This window comes from Paenibacillus sp. LHD-38 (genome assembly GCF_031157315.1).
Lineage (GTDB): Bacteria > Bacillota > Bacilli > Paenibacillales > Paenibacillaceae > Pristimantibacillus.
The window spans coordinates 1-17,712 of the sequence record NZ_JAVIFU010000055.1 but is presented as its reverse complement, the minus strand read 5'-3'; the positions used below and the strand labels follow the sequence as shown (position 1 = coordinate 17,712).

General features: G+C 48.5%; 17 protein-coding genes. 6 read left to right on the top strand and 11 right to left on the bottom strand.

Annotated features, from left to right (window positions below):
- Positions 1-140: 140 nt before the first annotated feature.
- Positions 141-1,688: a Ppx/GppA phosphatase family protein gene (locus tag RCO25_RS29315; protein ID WP_308999620.1), complete on the top strand. Its 1,548-nt coding sequence runs from the start codon at positions 141-143 to the stop codon at positions 1,686-1,688.
- On the opposite strand, the gene ppk1 is transcribed toward RCO25_RS29315, so the two are convergent.
- The 9 genes from ppk1 to RCO25_RS29270 all read right to left on the bottom strand — a co-directional run bounded on the left by ppk1 (position 1,660) and on the right by RCO25_RS29270 (position 13,529).
- Entirely contained in the window at positions 1,660-3,726 is a 2,067-nt protein-coding gene (ppk1, locus tag RCO25_RS29310; RefSeq protein WP_308999619.1) for a polyphosphate kinase 1, read from the bottom strand. The genes RCO25_RS29315 and ppk1 overlap by 29 nt on opposite strands.
- A gap of 159 nt (positions 3,727-3,885) precedes the next feature.
- A complete protein-coding gene (locus RCO25_RS29305) occupies positions 3,886-4,278 on the bottom strand; it encodes an FxsA family protein (RefSeq protein WP_308999618.1) in 393 nt (130 codons plus the stop codon).
- A gap of 181 nt (positions 4,279-4,459) precedes the next feature.
- Positions 4,460-4,927, bottom strand: coding sequence for an acyl-CoA thioesterase (locus tag RCO25_RS29300; protein ID WP_308999617.1), 468 nt, complete (start codon positions 4,925-4,927; stop codon positions 4,460-4,462).
- A 131-nt stretch (positions 4,928-5,058) separates the two neighbouring features.
- Positions 5,059-6,813: a pyruvate kinase gene (pyk, locus tag RCO25_RS29295; protein ID WP_308999616.1), complete on the bottom strand. Its 1,755-nt coding sequence runs from the start codon at positions 6,811-6,813 to the stop codon at positions 5,059-5,061.
- 95 nt (positions 6,814-6,908) lie between these two features.
- On the bottom strand, positions 6,909-7,979 hold the full coding sequence (locus tag RCO25_RS29290; RefSeq protein WP_308999615.1) for an acetyl-CoA carboxylase carboxyltransferase subunit alpha: 1,071 nt from the start codon (positions 7,977-7,979) through the stop codon (positions 6,909-6,911).
- The gene (gene accD / locus RCO25_RS29285) at positions 7,969-8,838 is read right to left on the bottom strand and encodes an acetyl-CoA carboxylase, carboxyltransferase subunit beta (RefSeq protein WP_308999614.1); all 870 of its coding nucleotides are present in this window, start codon (positions 8,836-8,838) and stop codon (positions 7,969-7,971) included. Before accD ends, RCO25_RS29290 begins: the two co-directional genes overlap by 11 nt.
- Before the next feature lie 41 nt (positions 8,839-8,879).
- Positions 8,880-9,071, bottom strand: a complete 192-nt coding sequence (locus RCO25_RS29280) for a hypothetical protein (protein ID WP_053374720.1) — start codon at positions 9,069-9,071, stop codon at positions 8,880-8,882.
- Between the two features lie 95 nt (positions 9,072-9,166).
- Complete coding sequence (locus RCO25_RS29275) at positions 9,167-9,658, bottom strand: phosphatidylglycerophosphatase A family protein (RefSeq protein ID WP_308999613.1); 492 nt, start codon at positions 9,656-9,658, stop codon at positions 9,167-9,169.
- A gap of 208 nt (positions 9,659-9,866) precedes the next feature.
- The gene (locus RCO25_RS29270) at positions 9,867-13,529 is read right to left on the bottom strand and encodes a DNA polymerase III subunit alpha (RefSeq protein WP_308999612.1); all 3,663 of its coding nucleotides are present in this window, start codon (positions 13,527-13,529) and stop codon (positions 9,867-9,869) included.
- Positions 13,530-13,667: 138 nt separating this feature from the next.
- On the opposite strand from RCO25_RS29270, the gene RCO25_RS29265 reads away from it, so the two are divergent.
- The 3 genes from RCO25_RS29265 to RCO25_RS29255 all read left to right on the top strand — a co-directional run bounded on the left by RCO25_RS29265 (position 13,668) and on the right by RCO25_RS29255 (position 14,897).
- Positions 13,668-13,994: a YtrH family sporulation protein gene (locus RCO25_RS29265; protein ID WP_308999611.1), complete on the top strand. Its 327-nt coding sequence runs from the start codon at positions 13,668-13,670 to the stop codon at positions 13,992-13,994.
- Positions 13,995-13,997: 3 nt separating this feature from the next.
- Positions 13,998-14,513, top strand: coding sequence for a sporulation membrane protein YtrI (locus RCO25_RS29260; RefSeq protein WP_308999610.1), 516 nt, complete (start codon positions 13,998-14,000; stop codon positions 14,511-14,513).
- 87 nt (positions 14,514-14,600) lie between these two features.
- The gene (locus tag RCO25_RS29255; RefSeq protein WP_308999609.1) at positions 14,601-14,897 is read left to right on the top strand and encodes a YtpI family protein; all 297 of its coding nucleotides are present in this window, start codon (positions 14,601-14,603) and stop codon (positions 14,895-14,897) included.
- 7 nt (positions 14,898-14,904) lie between these two features.
- On the opposite strand, the gene RCO25_RS29250 is transcribed toward RCO25_RS29255, so the two are convergent.
- Together RCO25_RS29250 and RCO25_RS29245 are read right to left on the bottom strand one after the other, a co-directional pair.
- A complete protein-coding gene (locus RCO25_RS29250) occupies positions 14,905-16,266 on the bottom strand; it encodes a DRTGG domain-containing protein (RefSeq protein ID WP_308999608.1) in 1,362 nt (453 codons plus the stop codon).
- Between the two features lie 88 nt (positions 16,267-16,354).
- Positions 16,355-16,828, bottom strand: coding sequence for a hypothetical protein (locus RCO25_RS29245; RefSeq protein WP_308999607.1), 474 nt, complete (start codon positions 16,826-16,828; stop codon positions 16,355-16,357).
- A gap of 231 nt (positions 16,829-17,059) precedes the next feature.
- On the opposite strand from RCO25_RS29245, the gene RCO25_RS29240 reads away from it, so the two are divergent.
- Both RCO25_RS29240 and RCO25_RS29235 read left to right on the top strand, forming a co-directional pair.
- Complete coding sequence (locus tag RCO25_RS29240) at positions 17,060-17,413, top strand: helix-turn-helix domain-containing protein (protein WP_308999606.1); 354 nt, start codon at positions 17,060-17,062, stop codon at positions 17,411-17,413.
- A 29-nt stretch (positions 17,414-17,442) separates the two neighbouring features.
- Positions 17,443-17,712, top strand: a 270-nt coding sequence (locus RCO25_RS29235) for a hypothetical protein (protein WP_308999605.1), incomplete at its 3' end; no start/stop codon positions are given.

The following is a 17,712-nucleotide window of genomic DNA, read 5'->3' as shown; positions in this document are numbered from 1 at the left end:
TGTCGTATGCTCCAGCAGCATTTTTCCCTATTCGCACCATTTTTAGCCGCATTATAAACTATTTTTACAGAATCGAATATAGTGGTAAAATGTCAGATAGATAACATAACGAGCAAAATTCGCTGTATTGGAGGCGCTATATGACAGGACAACGTATCGGAATTATTGACATAGGCTCCAACTCAGTCCGTCTCGTCGTATATGAGAGGACAGCAAATGGTGCTCATCGTGTGGCGGATAGCAGCAAACGGCCTGCCAGATTAAGCGAACGTATTGATGATGACGGCTGTCTTCCAGGTACAGCGATCGACGAGCTTGTCGACACGCTGACTCATTTTACCATGATTTGCACACATAATCATACAAGCAATATTCGAGCTGTCGCTACGGCGGCCATTCGTAATGCCAATAATCGATCTGAAATCCTTGGGCGGATAAAAGCCGAAACCGGCTTGACGATTGAATTGCTTTCCGGCGAGGATGAAGCCTCCTACGGTTTTCTAGGGATGATCAACTCGCTGAATATCCGGGATGGCCTTCTGATTGATATCGGAGGCGGAAGCACCGAGCTTTCTTTGTTTCGTAACCGCTCCCTCGTTCGCTCCGTTTCTTTTCCGTTTGGCTGCGTCAGCCTCAATAAACGTTTCGGAACGAAAGGCATGTTGGGCGACGACGAGCTCAAGGCGCTTGAAGCACTTGTCCAAGAAGCAGTACGTAACGAGAGTTGGATCGGTGAGACACCGGGATTGCCGCTTGTAGGAGTAGGAGGCACCGTTCGTGCATTAGGTAAAATGCATCAAGCCGCATATAAATATCCCTTCCCGCAAACGCATAACTATCCGGTTACCAGCGAGCAGGTCGATGTGCTGTTCCATCAAATGCGCAAGCTCCCTCTCGACAAAAGACGCAAGCTGCCGGGCTTGTCCAAAGATCGCACCGATGTCGTCGTGCCAGGCGTCGCCATTCTGAGGGCTTTGTTCCGGGCAACCAAAACTTCCTATTACCGTATATGCGGAGCTGGGCTTCGTGATGGCTTGTTCCATGCGACACGGTTTCCCAATCGTCCCAAGCTGGACGACGTGCTGAAATACAGCCTAACGAATTTGAGCGCCTTGCATCCGGAAGCGCCGAAGCAGCATGTGCTTCAGGTCAATCGCATCTCGCTTGAGATTTATGATGTGCTCAATTATAACCATCCGCTGCCGATGCAAACTCGAGTACTGCTTGATACAGCATCGCAACTGTTTCGAATAGGCGCATCTATCGATTATTACGAATATGCGAGACATTCCTTCTACCTCATCATCAACTCTCAGTTAAATGGGATTACCCATCGGGAGATGATCATGACAGCAGCAATCGCCTCGTACAAAAGCAAGGGCCGGGCCCGCCAGCACATTTCCGAATATAAAGAACTGCTGAACGAATCCGACCTTGATGTGATTTATAAGCTTGGCACGCTGCTGCAGCTGTCAGCTGCTCTTGACCGCGGGGAAACGCAGGCCATCGCGCAGCTCAATGTCCACTTGTCAGGCAATCAACTGCTGCTGCGACCGATTCAGCCGCGCGGGACGCTGGCCGTTGAGCGACGCGAGGTTGAAGAGTTGGGAACCGAATTCAAAAAGCTGTGGGGGGTAACGCCGAGCCTCGACTATTCGGCTACGCACGTCCCTTCCACGACGATATAATCTTCGCTTCGAACTGACTGCGGAACGGCTGCTTATCAGCATTAACTATGTGTTCATAAGTACCGTTCGACTGCAGCTCGCGAGCCTTCACATTGTCATTGATATTAAGATGAAGCATTTTGATCAAAATTTGTCTGAGCGTGGAGTCGAACACCGGACACATAAGCTCGATCCGTCTAGTCAGGTTTCGCGTCATCCAATCCGCGCTCGACAAATAAACCTCTTCTTCCCCGCCATTATAGAAATACATTATTCTTGCATGCTCCAGGAAACGGTCAACGATGCTGATGACCTGAATGTTCTCGCTTCGTCCTGGCACGCCCGGCCGCAAGCAGCAAACCCCGCGGACAATAAGCACTATTTTCACACCGGCTTGAGAAGCCTCGTAAAGTTTATCGATCATTTCCTGATTGGACAGCGAGTTCATCTTCGCGATAATACGCGCCGGTTTCCCAGCAATTGCGTTCAATCTTTCCCGATCTATTAGCCGGTATAGCTTTTCCTTCAAATCCGACGGCGCAACACCGAAGGCTTTCCACTCATATGGAGAAGAGTAGCCGGTTACCTCATTAAATAAAGCCGATGCGTCTCCGCCGATAATCGGGTGCGAAGTAAACAGCCCGATGTCCGTATACAAGGTAGCCGTACTATCATTGTAGTTGCCGGTGCCTACATGGACATAACGGCGCAGAGTGCCATGCTCCCGTCTAACGACAAGCAATATTTTTGCATGCGTCTTTAACCCAACTAGACCATATACGACGTGGCAGCCCGCCTTCTCCAGCTGACGCGCCCAGGCAATGTTCCGTTCCTCGTCAAACCTCGCCTTTAGCTCTACAACAACCGTCACCTGCTTCCCAGCTTCACCAGCCTTCGCAAGCGCTTGAACGAGCGCAGACTGGCCGCTGACGCGGTATAAGGTCATTTTGATCGCCAATACGTTCGGATCATAAGCGGCTTGCATAACAAAATCATTTACGGCTTCAAACGACTCGTAAGGATGGTACATGAGCACATCACGTTGACGAATGACTTCAAACATGTCGTCGGTATCATCGAATTCCCGCGGGTAGACCGGCTCCAGCTTCTCATAACGTAAATTATCATTGCCCGGAACAGCACTAGCGAACTTCATTAAGAAGCTTAAATCAAGCGGTCCGTCGATTTCGAATAAATTATCTTCGATTTCCAGCTCTTCCGTAAGCATTTCGAGTGCATAGGGATGCATGCCCTTAGCAACCTCAAGCCTTACCGGAATTCCCCAGCGGCGACGGCGAAGCTCCTTCTCGATTTCCTCGAGCAGATCCTCCGCATCTTCTTCGTTCAGCGTAATGTCAGCATCCCTTGTGAGGCGGAACGGATTTACGGAGAAAGGAATGTAACCGTTGAATAACGTATCAATGAATTGTTCGATTAAATCCTCTAGCAGCACAAATTCAGTCTTCTTGCTGTTGATTCTTCCGGGAACGGGAACGAACCTTGGCAGGATAGACGGTACCTGTACAATCGCAAACAAAGGCTCCTCCTCAGAAGCATCTCCCTCTTGTCTTAAAAGCACTGCCAAATATAACTCTTTGGTATGAACGAGCGGAAACGGTCTGCTCTGATCGACAGCCATAGGCGTGAGTACAGGAAATACAATTTCATGAAAATAGTCCGAGACCGCCTTCGTCTGCGAAATGTTGAGCTCCTCGAGCGAACGAATAAATATTCCTTCACGGCTGAGGCCCCGAAATACTTCTCTATATGTACGGTATTGATCGTTAACCATTTGCGTTGCGCGTTTAATGAGCCTTTTCCAGAGACCGGACGGCGTATATCCGGTAAAATCCATTTTCGACAATCCGGCTCTCATCTGCATTTGTATGCCTGCGACTCTTACGCTCATGAATTCATCCAAGTTGCTTGTCACTATGGCCAAAAACTTAGCTCTCTCCAGCAGCGGATTGCTGGGATCCTGAGCCTCTTGGAGAACTCTTCGGTTGAATTCAATCCAACTTAGGTCACGATTTACATAGTTGGACAAAAGCTTGGTCATTTCTCACGCCTCCTGAGTAATTTTGCGAAATTAACCTGCTTCTTAAGCATACGCTTCAAAATGCATTTCAAGAATGCTGCAGGAAACGACTTCTACCCCTATCATTATGAAGGATAACTTTTATTCCCATGTTAACCTTTTGTAAATGTGACGTAAACATTAGAACCTTCCGATCTTAAAATTACCGTTTCTCATCCTATTCTCGATCCACTGCAACATCAGCTGCCTATAGAAAGTTCGCGTCACAGGGAAAAGAAGTGTTATTCCCAAGATATCGGACAAAAATCCTGGCATCAACAGAAAAATGCCTCCTACAAGCACGCAAAGCCCATCCAGCATGGTTTGTCCGGGAATTTGCCCAGCTTGCATTTGACGCTGCGCCTCTCCCCAAACTTTGCGCCCCTCTGCCCGCGCTAAATAGGCTCCGGCCAATCCCATTACGATTAGAATAAAAAATGTATTCCAACCGCCGATCCAACTGCCCATTTGTAAAATACCCCACAGCTCGATTACGGGTACTATTATAAAAACTCCCAACAGCCATTTGTACATGGTTGGACCTCCTCAAAAGTTTGCGAAGCAAACTTACTTCGTAAGCATAAGCTTGGTTTGCGAAGCAAACTTACTTCGTAAGCATAATCTTGGTTTGCGAAGCAAACTTACTTCGTAAGCATAAGCTTGGTTTGCGAAGCAAACTTACTTCGTAAGCATAATCTTGGTTTGCGAAGCAAACTTACTTCGTAAGCAGAAGATTGTATAAATTGGGCATTACTTTGTTTAAGCGTGCCGGCTGCCATTCGGTATTTACCCACACATGCTTAGTACCGCCCTCGACTAGCAGCTCACCAGGCAACTGCTCGTCAGCCGCGATTTCTGATGCATGAAAATCTGAAGCATCAACCCTTCTGACCTGCGATTCAAAGGTAACACGTACGGGCGTGCACGCCGCTATACGCGTGCAAACAAGAATCGTATCATCATATCGTGCAGGAAGAACGTAGCTGCACTGCAAATCTACAACAGGAAGCAGCAGGCCTTGCTCCTCGATTGCTTTATAGGTATAGCCCGCATTTCTTATCCATTCTGTACGTCCAATTTCGAACCAAGTTACATAATTTCCATGAAAGACAACACCCATTTGATCGGTTTCTTGATATCGGACACGAATCGGATGCGTAAACCACCTGGCAGCTGTCTGCATAAATGATCCTCCCCCAAGAGCTTTTTTATAGAAAACTTATTTACCATATGACTGATTAACAAAAAGCGACGGTGAGATCACCATCGCTTTCGTTTTGTGCTTATATGGTTGTTATATAAGTACCTCTGTAATTAAAGTACTTTCGATTGGCCGTGATAGATAACGCCTGTTTCGCCGTAAATGGTTACTTCCATACCATCTTGAAGCACTTCGGTTGCATTTGCAATGCCGAGAATAACAGGGATTCCAAGGTTAAGACCGACTACTGCGGCATGGCTCGTAATTCCGCCTTGCTCTGTAATAACCGCTCCAGCTTTCTCAAACGCAGGCATATATTCTTTGTCCGTCGAGATCGTAACCAAGATAGAGCCTTGAGTCGTTTTGGCGATCGCTTCCTCCGGTGTACGGGCTACAACGATTTTACCGATTGCCGTTTGGCTTCCGATACCTTGTCCTTGTGCCAAAAGCTCACCAATGTGGTGAATTTTGATAAGGTTTGTAGTACCAGCGCGGCCAACAGGAACGCCAGCTGTAATTACAACAGTATCGCCAAGGTTAAGGAAACCTGTGCTCATGCCGCCTTTTACTGCATTTTCAAACATTTCGTCTGTTGTATCAGCATCTGGACCAAGTACTGCGAATACGCCCCAAATGAGAGATAGACGACGCAATACCTTCTCATCTGTTGTTACTGCAATGATCGGAGCCTTAGGCTTGTACTTCGACACCATGCGGGCAGTAAAGCCGCTTTTCGTCGATGTAATGATCGCTTTTGCTCTTAGGTCAAGAGCAGAGTTAGCAACAGCCTGCGAAATAGCCTCAGTAACCGATGTTTGTTGTGCATTGGCTTGTTTTGTAAACATTTCACGGTATTCCAAAGCTGCTTCAGCGCGCTCGGCAATACGTGCCATTGTTTGTACGGATTCTGTCGGGTAACGTCCAGCAGCTGTTTCGCCGGACAACATAATCGCATCTGTACCGTCAAAAATCGCATTTGCAACGTCACTCGCTTCAGCGCGAGTAGGACGAGGGTTACGCTGCATGGAATCCAGCATTTGTGTAGCTGTGATAACCGGTTTACCTACGCGGTTACCTTTTTTGATCATGTTTTTTTGCACGAGCGGCACTTCTTCTGCCGGTATTTCAACGCCGAGGTCGCCACGCGCTACCATCAAGCCGTCAGAAACCTCAAGAATCTCATCAAGATTGTCTACGCCTTCTTGGTTTTCGATTTTGGAGATAATTTGAATATGTCCTGCATTATGACGCTCAAGAAGCTCGCGGATTTCAAGCACGTCGCTTGCTTTACGCACGAAAGAAGCTGCAATGAAATCTACGCCTTGCTCGATTCCGAATACGATATCATTCGCATCCTTCTCGGTAATACCAGGCAAAGAGATCTTCACTCCAGGTACGTTAACGCCTTTTTTACTTTTAATTGGACCGCTGTTAACGATACGGCATACGATTTCAGTTCCTTGAACCTCTTCTACCGTCAAGCCGATCAAGCCGTCGTCAATCAAAATAGTAGAGCCGATGGTTACATCGTTAGGCAGGTTGTTGTAAGTAATAGGCACACGATTGCGATCACCCAGAATTTCTTCTGTAGTAAGCGTAACGGTTTCACCTTGGTTCAATTCAATAGGCTCTTCCTTTAGTTTGCCGAGACGGATCTCAGGACCTTTAGTATCAAGCAAAACCGCTACCGAAGTACCAAGCTCAGCGTTTGCAATGCGGATATTTTTGATACGGTTGCCGTGCTCTTCGAAATCTCCGTGGGAGAAGTTAAGACGGGCAACGTTCATGCCTGCTTTGATTAGTTTCTTTGTGTTTTCCAGTGATTCGCTGGATGGACCGATTGTACAAACGATTTTCGTTTTGCGCATGTTATGTTTCCTCCGTAAATTGCCTGATATTCTTTTTTTATACTGACATGACATCCCGCTGCTTGTACAGTGAAATAATCAATTTTACATATAATTTACTGAACGGACGGTGTTGCTTCTTCCGTCTGTTCGGATGGTCGTACCGTCCCGTTAGCTTCTTGAACGCTATTCGCGTCAGCCGCATGCGTGCTTGGCACTTCAATCGGCTTCTCCACAATTTTGAATTGGCCGACCTTCCGGAACTTCTTATAACGGTCCTCGATCAACTGCTCCGCACTCATAGGAAGAAGCTCCTGCAAATGCTTCCACAGCATGTCTTTTATTTGCTCCGCTTGAAAATCTAAATCCTTATGTGCTCCGCCCTGCGGCTCCATAACGATATCTTCTATAATGCCAAATTCAAGCAAATCCTTGGCCGTAATTTTCATCGCTTCAGCTGCTTGATCCGCTTTGGAAGCATCCTTCCACAAAATAGATGCGGCTCCATTCGGGGAGATCGCGCTGTAGATCGCATTTTCCAGCATTAACACACGATTTCCTACGCCTAAAGCAAGCGCTCCGCCGCTGCCGCCTTCACCGATAACGATACAAATGATAGGCACGCCGAAGCCGGCCATTTCTCTCAGGTTGCGCGCAATCGCTTCTGATTGTCCGCGTTCCTCAGCAGTTTTGCCCGGATAAGCACCCTTCGTATCGATAAAGGTAATGATTGGTCGATTGAACTTATTCGCTTGCTCCATAAGCCTAAGCGCTTTACGGAAGCCCTCGGGATGAGGACTTCCGAAAAAGCGCGCAATATTCTCGCGGGTATCCTTGCCGCGCTGATGTCCGATTACCGTAACCGGTACTCCGTTCAGCTTGGCAAGGCCGCCGACGATCGCAAGATCGTCGGCGAATAAACGATCCCCGTGCAGCTCCATATAATCCGTGAACACCGTTTGAATATAGTCAAGCGACGTAGGACGCTGATGATGGCGCGCCATATGCATTTTTTGAGCCGGAGACAGCTCGTTGTACAATTCTTCTTCCAGCTGTTTGCACTTTTGCTCAAGACCCAAAATTTCCTCCGTGAAGTCGATTCCCTTCTCCACGCTTAGGGTCTTCAGCTCCGTAACCTTCTGCCGCAAATCCATTAACGGTTTTTCAAAAGGCAGCTCACCCGCCATAGGATGTTTCCCCCCTTACGCAATGCATATCAAGCAGCTTAGCTAACGTCGGCTTCATATCTTTGCGGTGTACGACTTTATCCAATTGGCCGTGCTGCAAATTAAACTCGGCCGTCTGAAAGTCGTCAGGCAGCTTTTGGCGAATCGTTTGTTCGATAACGATTCGTCCGGCAAAACCGATCAATGCGCCAGGCTCGGCCAAATTGTAATCGCCCAAGCTCGCAAAGCTTGCCGAAACCCCGCCCGTAGTAGGATCGGTAAAAATTGAAATAAACAAACCGCCTGCGCCTTGAAATTTCGAAAGCGCTGCGCTTGTTTTGGCCATTTGCATCAAGCTAAGTATACTTTCCTGCATCCGAGCGCCGCCCGAGGTCGAGAAAATAAGAAGCGGCAGCTGTTTGGCATGAGCCGCTTCAATCGCTCTCGTTATCTTCTCACCAACGACCGATCCCATACTGCCGGTAAAGAAATCAAAGCTCATAACGGCTACGACAACCGGAAAACCGCCGATCGTACCTTCTCCTGTAATGACAGCATCGCGAAGATTAGACTTATTCTTCTGCTGTTCAAGCTTACTTGCGTACCCAGGGAAGTTTAGAGGATCGACGGATTCCATATCCGCATCGTATTCTAGCAAATGTCCTTCATCGAGCGTTAATGCTATACGCTCCCAAGCGCTAAGGCGATAATGATGGCCGCAAGAGGAGCATACCTTCAAGTTTTTTTCTAATTCTTTGCTATACTGAATGGTGCCGCATTTCGAGCACTTATTCATCAAGCCCTCAGGAACCTCACGTTTGCGTGGCTCCGATGGTATTGTCGCATATTTCTTCTTCGTAAATAGATCCTTTATTTGCACGTGTGACACCTCTCAAGGGCGCAATAGTATAGAGCTATCCATCATAGTGGACGCATAATGGAGTTAAATACTTCTTGTACTTCCTCCAACTCGCCAGATGGGACTAGTATCTCGTATTGCTGTTTGGACAGATTGACAGAGCGGATTTTCACCAAAAATCCTTCCTCCGTTAGCCGCTTCTTGATGTTATCTGCGATTTTTGCTGTTGGTGCGATATAAATGACCGTCCACATCATGGTACCTCCTGAAAACTTTGCTTCCGCAAAGCTCACTTACTAAGCATAGCTATCCCGGTAACAGGCCATATGATCTCATAATGATACCATAGTCATGGCGAATCCGGCAAATCATATCGGATCGCTTTCGGGTCTTGATGCGCAATTCTTGCCGATGCAGCGGCGGCCAATCCAGCAACCAAGTCGTCCAGAAACACATGAATGCGTTCGCCTTTCACATTCAATTGACGAATAATACCGGGTTTTACTTTATCTAAATATCCGAAGCTCGTCAATCCAATCATGCCATAAACATTCGTTATGCCGAGCGCAAGCGTCTCATCGACACCAAAAAGCGATTCATCGGTTTCCATGATCGATTGCAAGGGCTCAGGCAGTAATTTACGCTCCGCTAATTCATCTAAAGCAATGCCTGTGTACATGACATATTGAACCTCGCGCTTATCGAGTACCGCCCTTACGCTTTCCTCGCAATCTTCCATCGTCAAATCACCATTGTAGGGACGCTGCAGCGTATATACGATTTCGGTTACGTCGTCGATCGATACCCCTCGTTTTAAGAGCCATTTCTCGATTCCTGTCATCGGACTCATCCCTCCCGTAACTGCTTGTACGTCTATCTTGGAAACAATAGCGTGGGCAGATGACATTGTCCTTAACATGATGCTCCCCGATCGGAAGCAACATTGCCATCGTCGCTTGTATCTCTAAACATATGCGCGTACAAGCCCTGACGTGCATACGAAATACTTTTGTTTACAGGATATTTAGGAAGGGTACGAATGTCCTTGCTTATTTGACCACGATCGCGCCTTCGCCGAGCAGCTGCTCGACTGCGGCAAGCAGCTGCGCGGACGGTTTAACGCGATAACTATCGCTAAGCGCGATCGACTTTTGTCCTTGTACATAAAACAAAACGGTAGCAAGCTGACCGGAATGTTCCGAGAGGATGGCTTTAAGCTGCTCAAGTATAACGGGTTGTTCATTTTCTGAAATAATTTTGATATACACCCGCTGTGGCTTACGCTCAGCCGAAGGTAATCGCCCTTGCTCATTGCCGCTTTTTCTATCTGCCTGTGAGTTGTTTTTGAAGGCTCCTTGATTCCCAGCAGCAGGCCGATCAGCTTGAGTGGCTAGTGCGGCAGGTCCCGGAGTGGCAGCTCTACTTGGAGCGGAAGTGCCGCCGACCGTGCGTGCCGCACGCGATTTTGCCTGTTTTTGGAGCCGTCCTACATGAACAGTAAGATCCATATTCTCATGCTCAATCGGGACGCAATCCTCAACGATCAGCTTATAATCATCATCCTGCTGTTGAACCGTAGCTTGGATGATTGCGAGTCCGCCCTTCTCAAGCTTGCTGCCTATCCGCTTCCAGATTGTTGGGAAAACGACCGCTTCTACTCTCATAATGCGATCCTCCAGCTCGATGAAGCCCATGGAGAGACCTTTTTTATTCGTGTAAGGCTTAACCGACACAACCATAACACCCACGATGGCGATCGCGCCGTCCTTTGCATCACTTAGTTCGAGCAGCCGGTCAAGGCCTAACGGCGCAAGCTGCTGCTCGGCTGCATCCAGCGGATGCCCCGATAAGTAAAGACCTAGCAGCTCTCGCTCAAAATCCAACTGCTGCCCCGTCGTATAGGGACGAATATCCGGAAGCTCGACATCCCAATTCTGAATTTCGTCGAGACCGAACATTTCGATTTGCAGCTCTTCGCGCTCCTTACGCCATTTCACTGCGGTTTCTACCGTTTCCTCTAGAGCGGCAAGCAGCTGGGCGCGATGCCCCGGCAGCGAATCGAACGCTCCCGCTTGAATGAGAGACTCCAGCACCCGTTTGTTCACAACCCGCAAATCCACTCGCTTGCAAAGATCTAGAAGGCTTTCAAAAGGCCGCTCGCCGCGCTCCTTCAAGAGCGCTTCGATAGCCTGCGTTCCAACGTTTTTGATTGCCGCAAGACCGAAGCGCACGGCTTGATTCGTCGGTGTAAAGGAAACGCTGCTTTCGTTTACATCCGGCGGCAAAACTGCAATGCCCATCCGACGGCATTCATCCACGTATTCTGCCGTCTTCCGCTGATTCCCGGTTACAGAGGCCAGCATCGAAGCCATAAAGGGAACGGGATAATTGGCTTTGAGCCAAGCCGTCTGGAAGGCAAGCACGCCGTAAGCCGCAGCATGCGCGCGCGGAAAGCCATAATCGGCAAACCGTACGATCATATCGTAGACATGATTGGCATCGGAATCGGAATAACCCTCGGCCAAGCTGCCTTTTACAAAATGCGCCCGCTCCTCATCAAGCACTTCGCGCTTCTTCTTGGAGACGGCGCGTCGCAGTAAATCCGCTTCACCCAGCGAGAAACCTGCCATTAAGGAAGCAATTTGCATAATTTGCTCCTGGTATACGATGATACCGTAGGTATCCGCAAGAATTGGTTCAAGTGAAGGATGCGGATATTCAACATTGACAAGCCCGTGTTTGCCTTGAATGTATTTCGGAATAAACTCCATCGGTCCTGGACGATACAAAGCGAGAACAGAGACGATATCCTCGAACTCCGTCGGTTTCATTTCCTTCAGAACACGCCGGACACCTGCGGACTCGAGCTGGAAAATACCTGTTGTATCCCCGCGGCTGAGCATCGCATACGTTGCCGGATCATCGTCGCTGATCGTATGGAAATCGATCACTTTGCCGTGCTGCTCCTTTACGGCCTGAAGCGCGCGCTCAAGGATCGAGAGCGTGCGCAAGCCGAGAAAGTCCATTTTGAGAAGGCCGATTGCTTCTAAATGCTCCATCGAATATTGCGTAAGAGGAATCTGCTCGCTACCTGCCTGCACAGGGGTATAGTGCGTCAGAGGTTCTTGAGAGATGACGACGCCCGCAGCATGCGTAGAGGCATGGCGCGGCATCCCCTCAACCTTCAATGCCATCTTCAGCATGCTTGCCGTCTTCGGCTGACGCTCGCTCGCTTCGCGAAGCTCGGTGCTCATTCTCAGCGCCTCATCCAGCGTGATGCCAAGCTGATTTGGAATGAGCTTAGCCGCGCGGTCCACCTCTTGAAACGGCACGTTCATCGCCCGCCCTACATCCCGAACAGCAGCCTTTGCGGCCATCGTTCCGAACGTTATAATCTGCGCAACATGCTCATCCCCGTATTTGGCTGCCACGTAAGCAATAACCTCATCACGGCGCTCATCATTGAAATCAATATCGATGTCGGGCATGGAGATCCGTTCCGGATTCAAAAACCGTTCGAACAACAGCTTATATTTCAGCGGATCCACGTCGGTTATCCGCAGCGTATATGCAACCAGGCTTCCCGCGGACGAGCCGCGTCCCGGACCGGTTCTTATGCCTCTTTCATGGGCGAACCGAACGAAATCCCATACGATAAGAAAATAGTCGCTGAATCCCATTTTATCGATGACGGAAAGCTCATACTCCAACCGCTGCTCTGCCTTTTGCCTAAAATCAACGTCAGCCGCCCACTCGGGCATTCCCGCATATCGGGCCATCAAGCCGTCACGGCATAACGTAATTAAATATTCAGAGGAGCTCATCCCTGCCGGTACTGGCCGAAATATAGGAAGTGCAGCCCGGCCAAGCGTCAGTTCCAGCTCGCATTTATTCGCAATTTCTATCGTATTCGCAAGCGCTTCCGGCACATGCCGGTACATAAGCGCCATTTCTTCCGCGGTTTTCAAATACATCTGATCGGTCAGCATGCGCAAGCGATCGGCGTCCTCAATCGTTTTACCCGTTCCGATACAAATCAGTACATCCTGCATAGCAGCATCCTCTGCGCGCAGATAATGCACATCATTTGTTGCCGCAAGTTTAATGCCCGTATCGGCAGCGAGCTTGATCATTTCGGCGACTACCTTTTTCTGCTCCAAGAGGCCGTGATCCTGAAGCTCCAAATAAAAATCTTCCCCAAAAATATCTTTGTAACGCATTGCGCTGCTGCGCGCTTCTTCAAACCGATCATGCAGCAAATGCTGCGATACTTCTCCTCCGAGACATGCGCTCAGGCAAATGAGTCCATCCGAATGCTTTCGCAGCATCTCTAGATCCACGCGTGGCTTGTAGTGGAAGCCTTCCAAATGCCCGATCGAGCTAAGCTTCATCAGATTCCGGTAACCTGCTTCGTTTTTGGCAAGCACGATCAAATGATAAGTCGGATTATCCTTGCGCGAACCTTTCTCAAATCGAGATCCGGTCGTCATATAAAGCTCGCAGCCGATAATCGGTTTAATTCCTTGAGCCCGGCATGCCCGGTAAAATGGAATCGCTCCGTACATCACCCCGTGATCGGTCAGCGCCAGCGCCTTCATTCCAAGCTCTGCTGCTCTTGCAGTAAGGTCACGGATTCTGGCTGCGCCGTCAAGCAGGCTGTATTCGCTGTGAACGTGCAAATGCACGAAAGATTGTTCGTTCTGGCCGCTCATCGCATCCGATCCTTTCTGCTTCGTCCAAATAAGTTAACTCTATTTTATCATAATCGCAGTGGACACGCCCATAGAATGGTAGAAGAGCATACGGCATGGAGCGTTGTGATGCATCACTATTTTTTTGGAGGGATATCGATGAGCTACTTTTTGTCCAAAGCGGGACTTGATTTCTTTATTGCGTTCGGCGTTGTCTTAGGGGGCTCTACACTTGCGGGGATCGGGTCGGTGTTTATGCTGCTGCCGCCTGCGACGACTATGCTTGACACAGCCGCAAGGCTAAAAATATGGGCGATCGTAGCAGCGATTGGAGGCTCCATCGATCCTGTTCGCGTCATTGAAAGCAATATCATGCAGGGGCAATTATCGCCTGCCGCGCAGCAGATTTGTTTTATTATCATCGCGTTTCTTGGCGCACATTTAGGTACGGAACTGGTACGTCTCATCTGCAAGGGAGCCGCATAAGCGATGCGTCTGCCGCCGTTTGACCGTTTCGTGAGAGGACTACAAATGGTAGGGGTATTAACGCTCGGGATGATCATTGGGGCAATTGTGTACAATTCTATTTTTTTGGCGCGTTTCGAGGCTTTAATTACATTGAAGAGCGAGCTTGAGGTACAACTCGAGCAGTACGAGCAGGATATAAAGAACTTAAATCAATTCAAAAATCAGCATACGGTTATAAAAAGCGTGCTCCCTCGCATCGAGAAGGAAGCCGGGCAAGATACCAAACGGCCTCGATTAGATCAAGTCACCGAAGCCGAGCTGATCAAGCGTATCAAAGAGGATCTCAAGAGCTTCCTAGGAAGGAGCATTTACGAAATCGATTCCGACGCCCGTTTCGCAAGGAAGCTGCTTGAAAGAAAAGTTTATATGGATGTGCACAACAAAGACTATACGATTGAAGTGAACACGATTCTAGTCGTCGATAATATCCTTCAAGTATGGGTGGAGGTCCGGGACTACGTGAAGCCTCCCTCCTAAGCACGCGCCTGTGATTCGTGATACAATAGAGCCTGTCTATTCGCGGGTTGCTGCTGTACCTACATAACTTAAAGGAGCTGCTTATTCTTGGATCAACTTCTGCAATGGCTGCTCGTTCCGGGCATCCTTATTTCACTCGTATTATCTGCCGTATTCAGCTTTAAATCGCGCCGTTCCGCCGATGCGAGAACCAAAGCCGTATTCGCAGCCAGAATGAACATTAGCATGGGCGTCATGATGCTGTTTATTGCTCTGGTACAGCTGTTTTTGTCTGGGGAATCTACCCTTCGCATCGTCATTGGCGCAATTTTTTTAGTCATCGGCGTATTCAACCTTTTTGCCGGACTTCGTAACCTCAGCCTATACAGCACGCCTAAAAATTAACCTGCGATTAGTAGGGATCAATCATTTGGGCCGTCATCATCGCTTTGGCGGCCAAGCCCTGCGCATCCTTAACCTCGATTTCAAGCTTCGTAAACTTCCGGCTGAGCTCCAGTGCCCTTGGTATAATCGTCACTTCGCTATCGATCTGAACGGGTCGTACAAAATAAGTCGTCATGCTCTCCAGCAGATAATCACGCTTGGCGGTCTCTCGAATCATTCTGCGCGCAGCTTGCGTCATTAACGTAGCCAGCAAACCCTCCGACACCATCCCAAGCGCTCCGGACATTTGTGGTGTAATCGTCCCTTTATAAGCTAAGCCGAGCTCGTCCTGCCCGACGGCACTGACATTTGCCGTTGCCATAAAACCTGCCCACATCAGATCCTCAAAAGTCTCTCCAGATTCCGGCTGCTTGCCTGCAAATCGCATGGCATCAAGAACCTCTTGCCTTGTTACAACCCCAAGCAGCTTGCGGTGCCTGTCTACGATCGGCAGCAAATCAATGCCTTCTGCGGCCATGGTATGGGCAGCAGACGTAACGGTAATGTTCGGTGCAGCCGTAATCGGATGTTTTGTCATCACCCGATCGACCGTCCCCTCTTCCTGCGAACCAACCGCATCCTTGGCCGTCATCATTCCAACAACCTTGCTTCTCTCGTCTACCACGGGAAAACGGGAATAGCCGGTTTCGCGGGAAAGCTTATGGAAGTCTTGAACAGACTGTCCGATTCGAAGCACATCCGCAGGTTTGCTGAAGGTTACGATATCTTCAATCAACATGATTTTACGTTTAATCAGACGATCGTACATCGCTCTATTGATCATAGAGGCAACCGTGAAGGTGTCATGCCTGGACGAGAGAATCGGCAGTGCCCGCTCGTCAGCCAGCTTGATCACTTCCGCGCTTGGCTCGAAGCCGCCGGTAATCAGTACGCCTGCTCCTTCCTCCAGCGCGCAGCGATGCGCACCGGTCCGGTTACCGACGATTAAAAGACTGCCTTCGTCAATGTACCGCAGCATCGCATCCAGCTCCATTGCTCCGATAACGAACTTATGCAGCGTTTTATCGAGTCCGGCCGCGCTGCCGAACAGTCTTCCTTCCACGATTTCAGCCACTTCTCCAAAGGTCAACTGATCGAGTGCCTCACGGCGCTTACGGTCGATTCGTACCGTTCCGATCCGTTCCTTCGTACTGACGAGCCCTGAGCTCTCCGCTTCTTTAAATGCCTTATAAGCCGTGCCTTCGCTAACACTAAGCGCCTTGGCTATTGCCCGAACTGAAATTTTCGTTCCGATCTTGAGGCTTTGGATATAATTCAAAATCTGTTCATGCTTCGTGCTGGTCTCGTTACCCGGTCCGATTGGTGCCACTTCGTGTCCTCCGTCCAACTTGCAAACCTATTCATTTATTATAAGTGAAAGAGAAGGACAAGTCATGCCCGCCCCGTTTATGTCCTGTCTAAAGCTGCCACTGCAGCAGCACCTGCTCGACCTTTAGTTTTCCGTCTACCAGCTGTTCATCCGTACTCTTGAATCTCCATTTTTTGAATAGCTGCTGAATCGATTGCATATGGATTGCATCCTCCGCGCCGGACATCACAAAGGCCTGCCAGTCGTATTCAATCGGAAGCGGGTAACGCAGCGATTGAATGGGATATTGATTCATTTCAATAAATTGCGCCGGAATTTCTTCATATATACTCGAGAACAAAAAAGAGCTATGTTCGCTATATGGTCTGGAAATAGAATCTGATTTCAGATCAAGCACATATTTAACGATTTGGGTATGCGGATTAACGCGACAGCTAAACGTACCTCTTGCCGTAACAGCCTTATCAACACGATGAGACAAGCGGTAGGTGAACTGTACAAGGAAGGGAACATTGTTATAATATGCACGAACTTTTCTGAAGAAATCGAATTCGTCAACCACTTTGCCATCCTCCTCGCGTCAATATTTTTGACCTCTATTATCCTACCATCAATCGTTCAATTGGTAAATTGATCCTTTATAGGTAATCATAATATTAGAATGATACTTTTTTACACAATTATAGTAAAAAGCCCAGCTCTTAGTCAATGACTATAGTCATTTTTTTTAATATGCTCTATAGGACGTTGTTGACGGAATGCTAAAGTTTTATCGTTAGGCTGAGGTGACAAAATGAGTGAAATTGCGGGGCTTGTTGGTGAAAACATCCGTCAGCTGCGAAAAAAAAGAGGGCTAAGCCAGGAGCAGCTTGCTTTGCGCGCTGACATAAACGCATCCTATATGGGACAGGTTGAGCGCGGGGAAAAAAATCCCACAATTGATGTGCTCAGCAAAATCGCGCATGCGCTTCAAACGCCGCTGGAGAAAATCGTGAACGTCATATCCATAGCAGATGCCGCAGATTCACCTGAGGAAGAAGGCTACGCGACCAAGGTTGTTCATCAAATGAACGGCTTAAGCTTGAAGGAGCAGGAAGCCGTTTATCGATTCGTCAAACAGCTCGTTCAATTTAAAGAAATTCAATAAACGAACCTCAGATCGATAAGTTCATATACATGCGTAAACGACTGACGCCGTCCTTGGCGGCGAAAGCTCGTTTCGCGGTAAAATCTAAGCATTGTATAAGGTTAAAATTCCAAAAAAAAGAAGACCCGCTGTTTAAACTGGTACCCATACACTGGACACTTAGAAAAAAGTGTTTAGCGTATGAGAGCCCTGCAAAAGCCTTGCTTTTGAGTAAAAGTAAGCTTCAAATTGGAAATGTTATCGCGGAAACTAAAAAAGCAGCTCGTCCCTCATCCGAGGGCGGGCTGCTTTTGCTCTAT

What these genes read in the sequence shown, in the direction of transcription:
- RCO25_RS29315 (WP_308999620.1), top strand. Translation starts at nt 141, where the DNA reads ATGACAGGACAACGTATCGGAATTATTGACATAGGCTCCAACTCAGTC.
- ppk1 (WP_308999619.1), bottom strand. Translation starts at nt 3,726, where the DNA reads ATGACCAAGCTTTTGTCCAACTATGTAAATCGTGACCTAAGTTGGATT.
- RCO25_RS29305 (WP_308999618.1), bottom strand. Translation starts at nt 4,278, where the DNA reads ATGTACAAATGGCTGTTGGGAGTTTTTATAATAGTACCCGTAATCGAG.
- RCO25_RS29300 (WP_308999617.1), bottom strand. Translation starts at nt 4,927, where the DNA reads ATGCAGACAGCTGCCAGGTGGTTTACGCATCCGATTCGTGTCCGATAT.
- pyk (WP_308999616.1), bottom strand. Translation starts at nt 6,813, where the DNA reads ATGCGCAAAACGAAAATCGTTTGTACAATCGGTCCATCCAGCGAATCA.
- RCO25_RS29290 (WP_308999615.1), bottom strand. Translation starts at nt 7,979, where the DNA reads ATGGCGGGTGAGCTGCCTTTTGAAAAACCGTTAATGGATTTGCGGCAG.
- RCO25_RS29280 (WP_053374720.1), bottom strand. Translation starts at nt 9,071, where the DNA reads ATGTGGACGGTCATTTATATCGCACCAACAGCAAAAATCGCAGATAAC.
- RCO25_RS29275 (WP_308999613.1), bottom strand. Translation starts at nt 9,658, where the DNA reads ATGACAGGAATCGAGAAATGGCTCTTAAAACGAGGGGTATCGATCGAC.
- RCO25_RS29270 (WP_308999612.1), bottom strand. Translation starts at nt 13,529, where the DNA reads ATGAGCGGCCAGAACGAACAATCTTTCGTGCATTTGCACGTTCACAGC.
- RCO25_RS29265 (WP_308999611.1), top strand. Translation starts at nt 13,668, where the DNA reads ATGAGCTACTTTTTGTCCAAAGCGGGACTTGATTTCTTTATTGCGTTC.
- RCO25_RS29260 (WP_308999610.1), top strand. Translation starts at nt 13,998, where the DNA reads ATGCGTCTGCCGCCGTTTGACCGTTTCGTGAGAGGACTACAAATGGTA.
- RCO25_RS29240 (WP_308999606.1), top strand. Translation starts at nt 17,060, where the DNA reads ATGAGTGAAATTGCGGGGCTTGTTGGTGAAAACATCCGTCAGCTGCGA.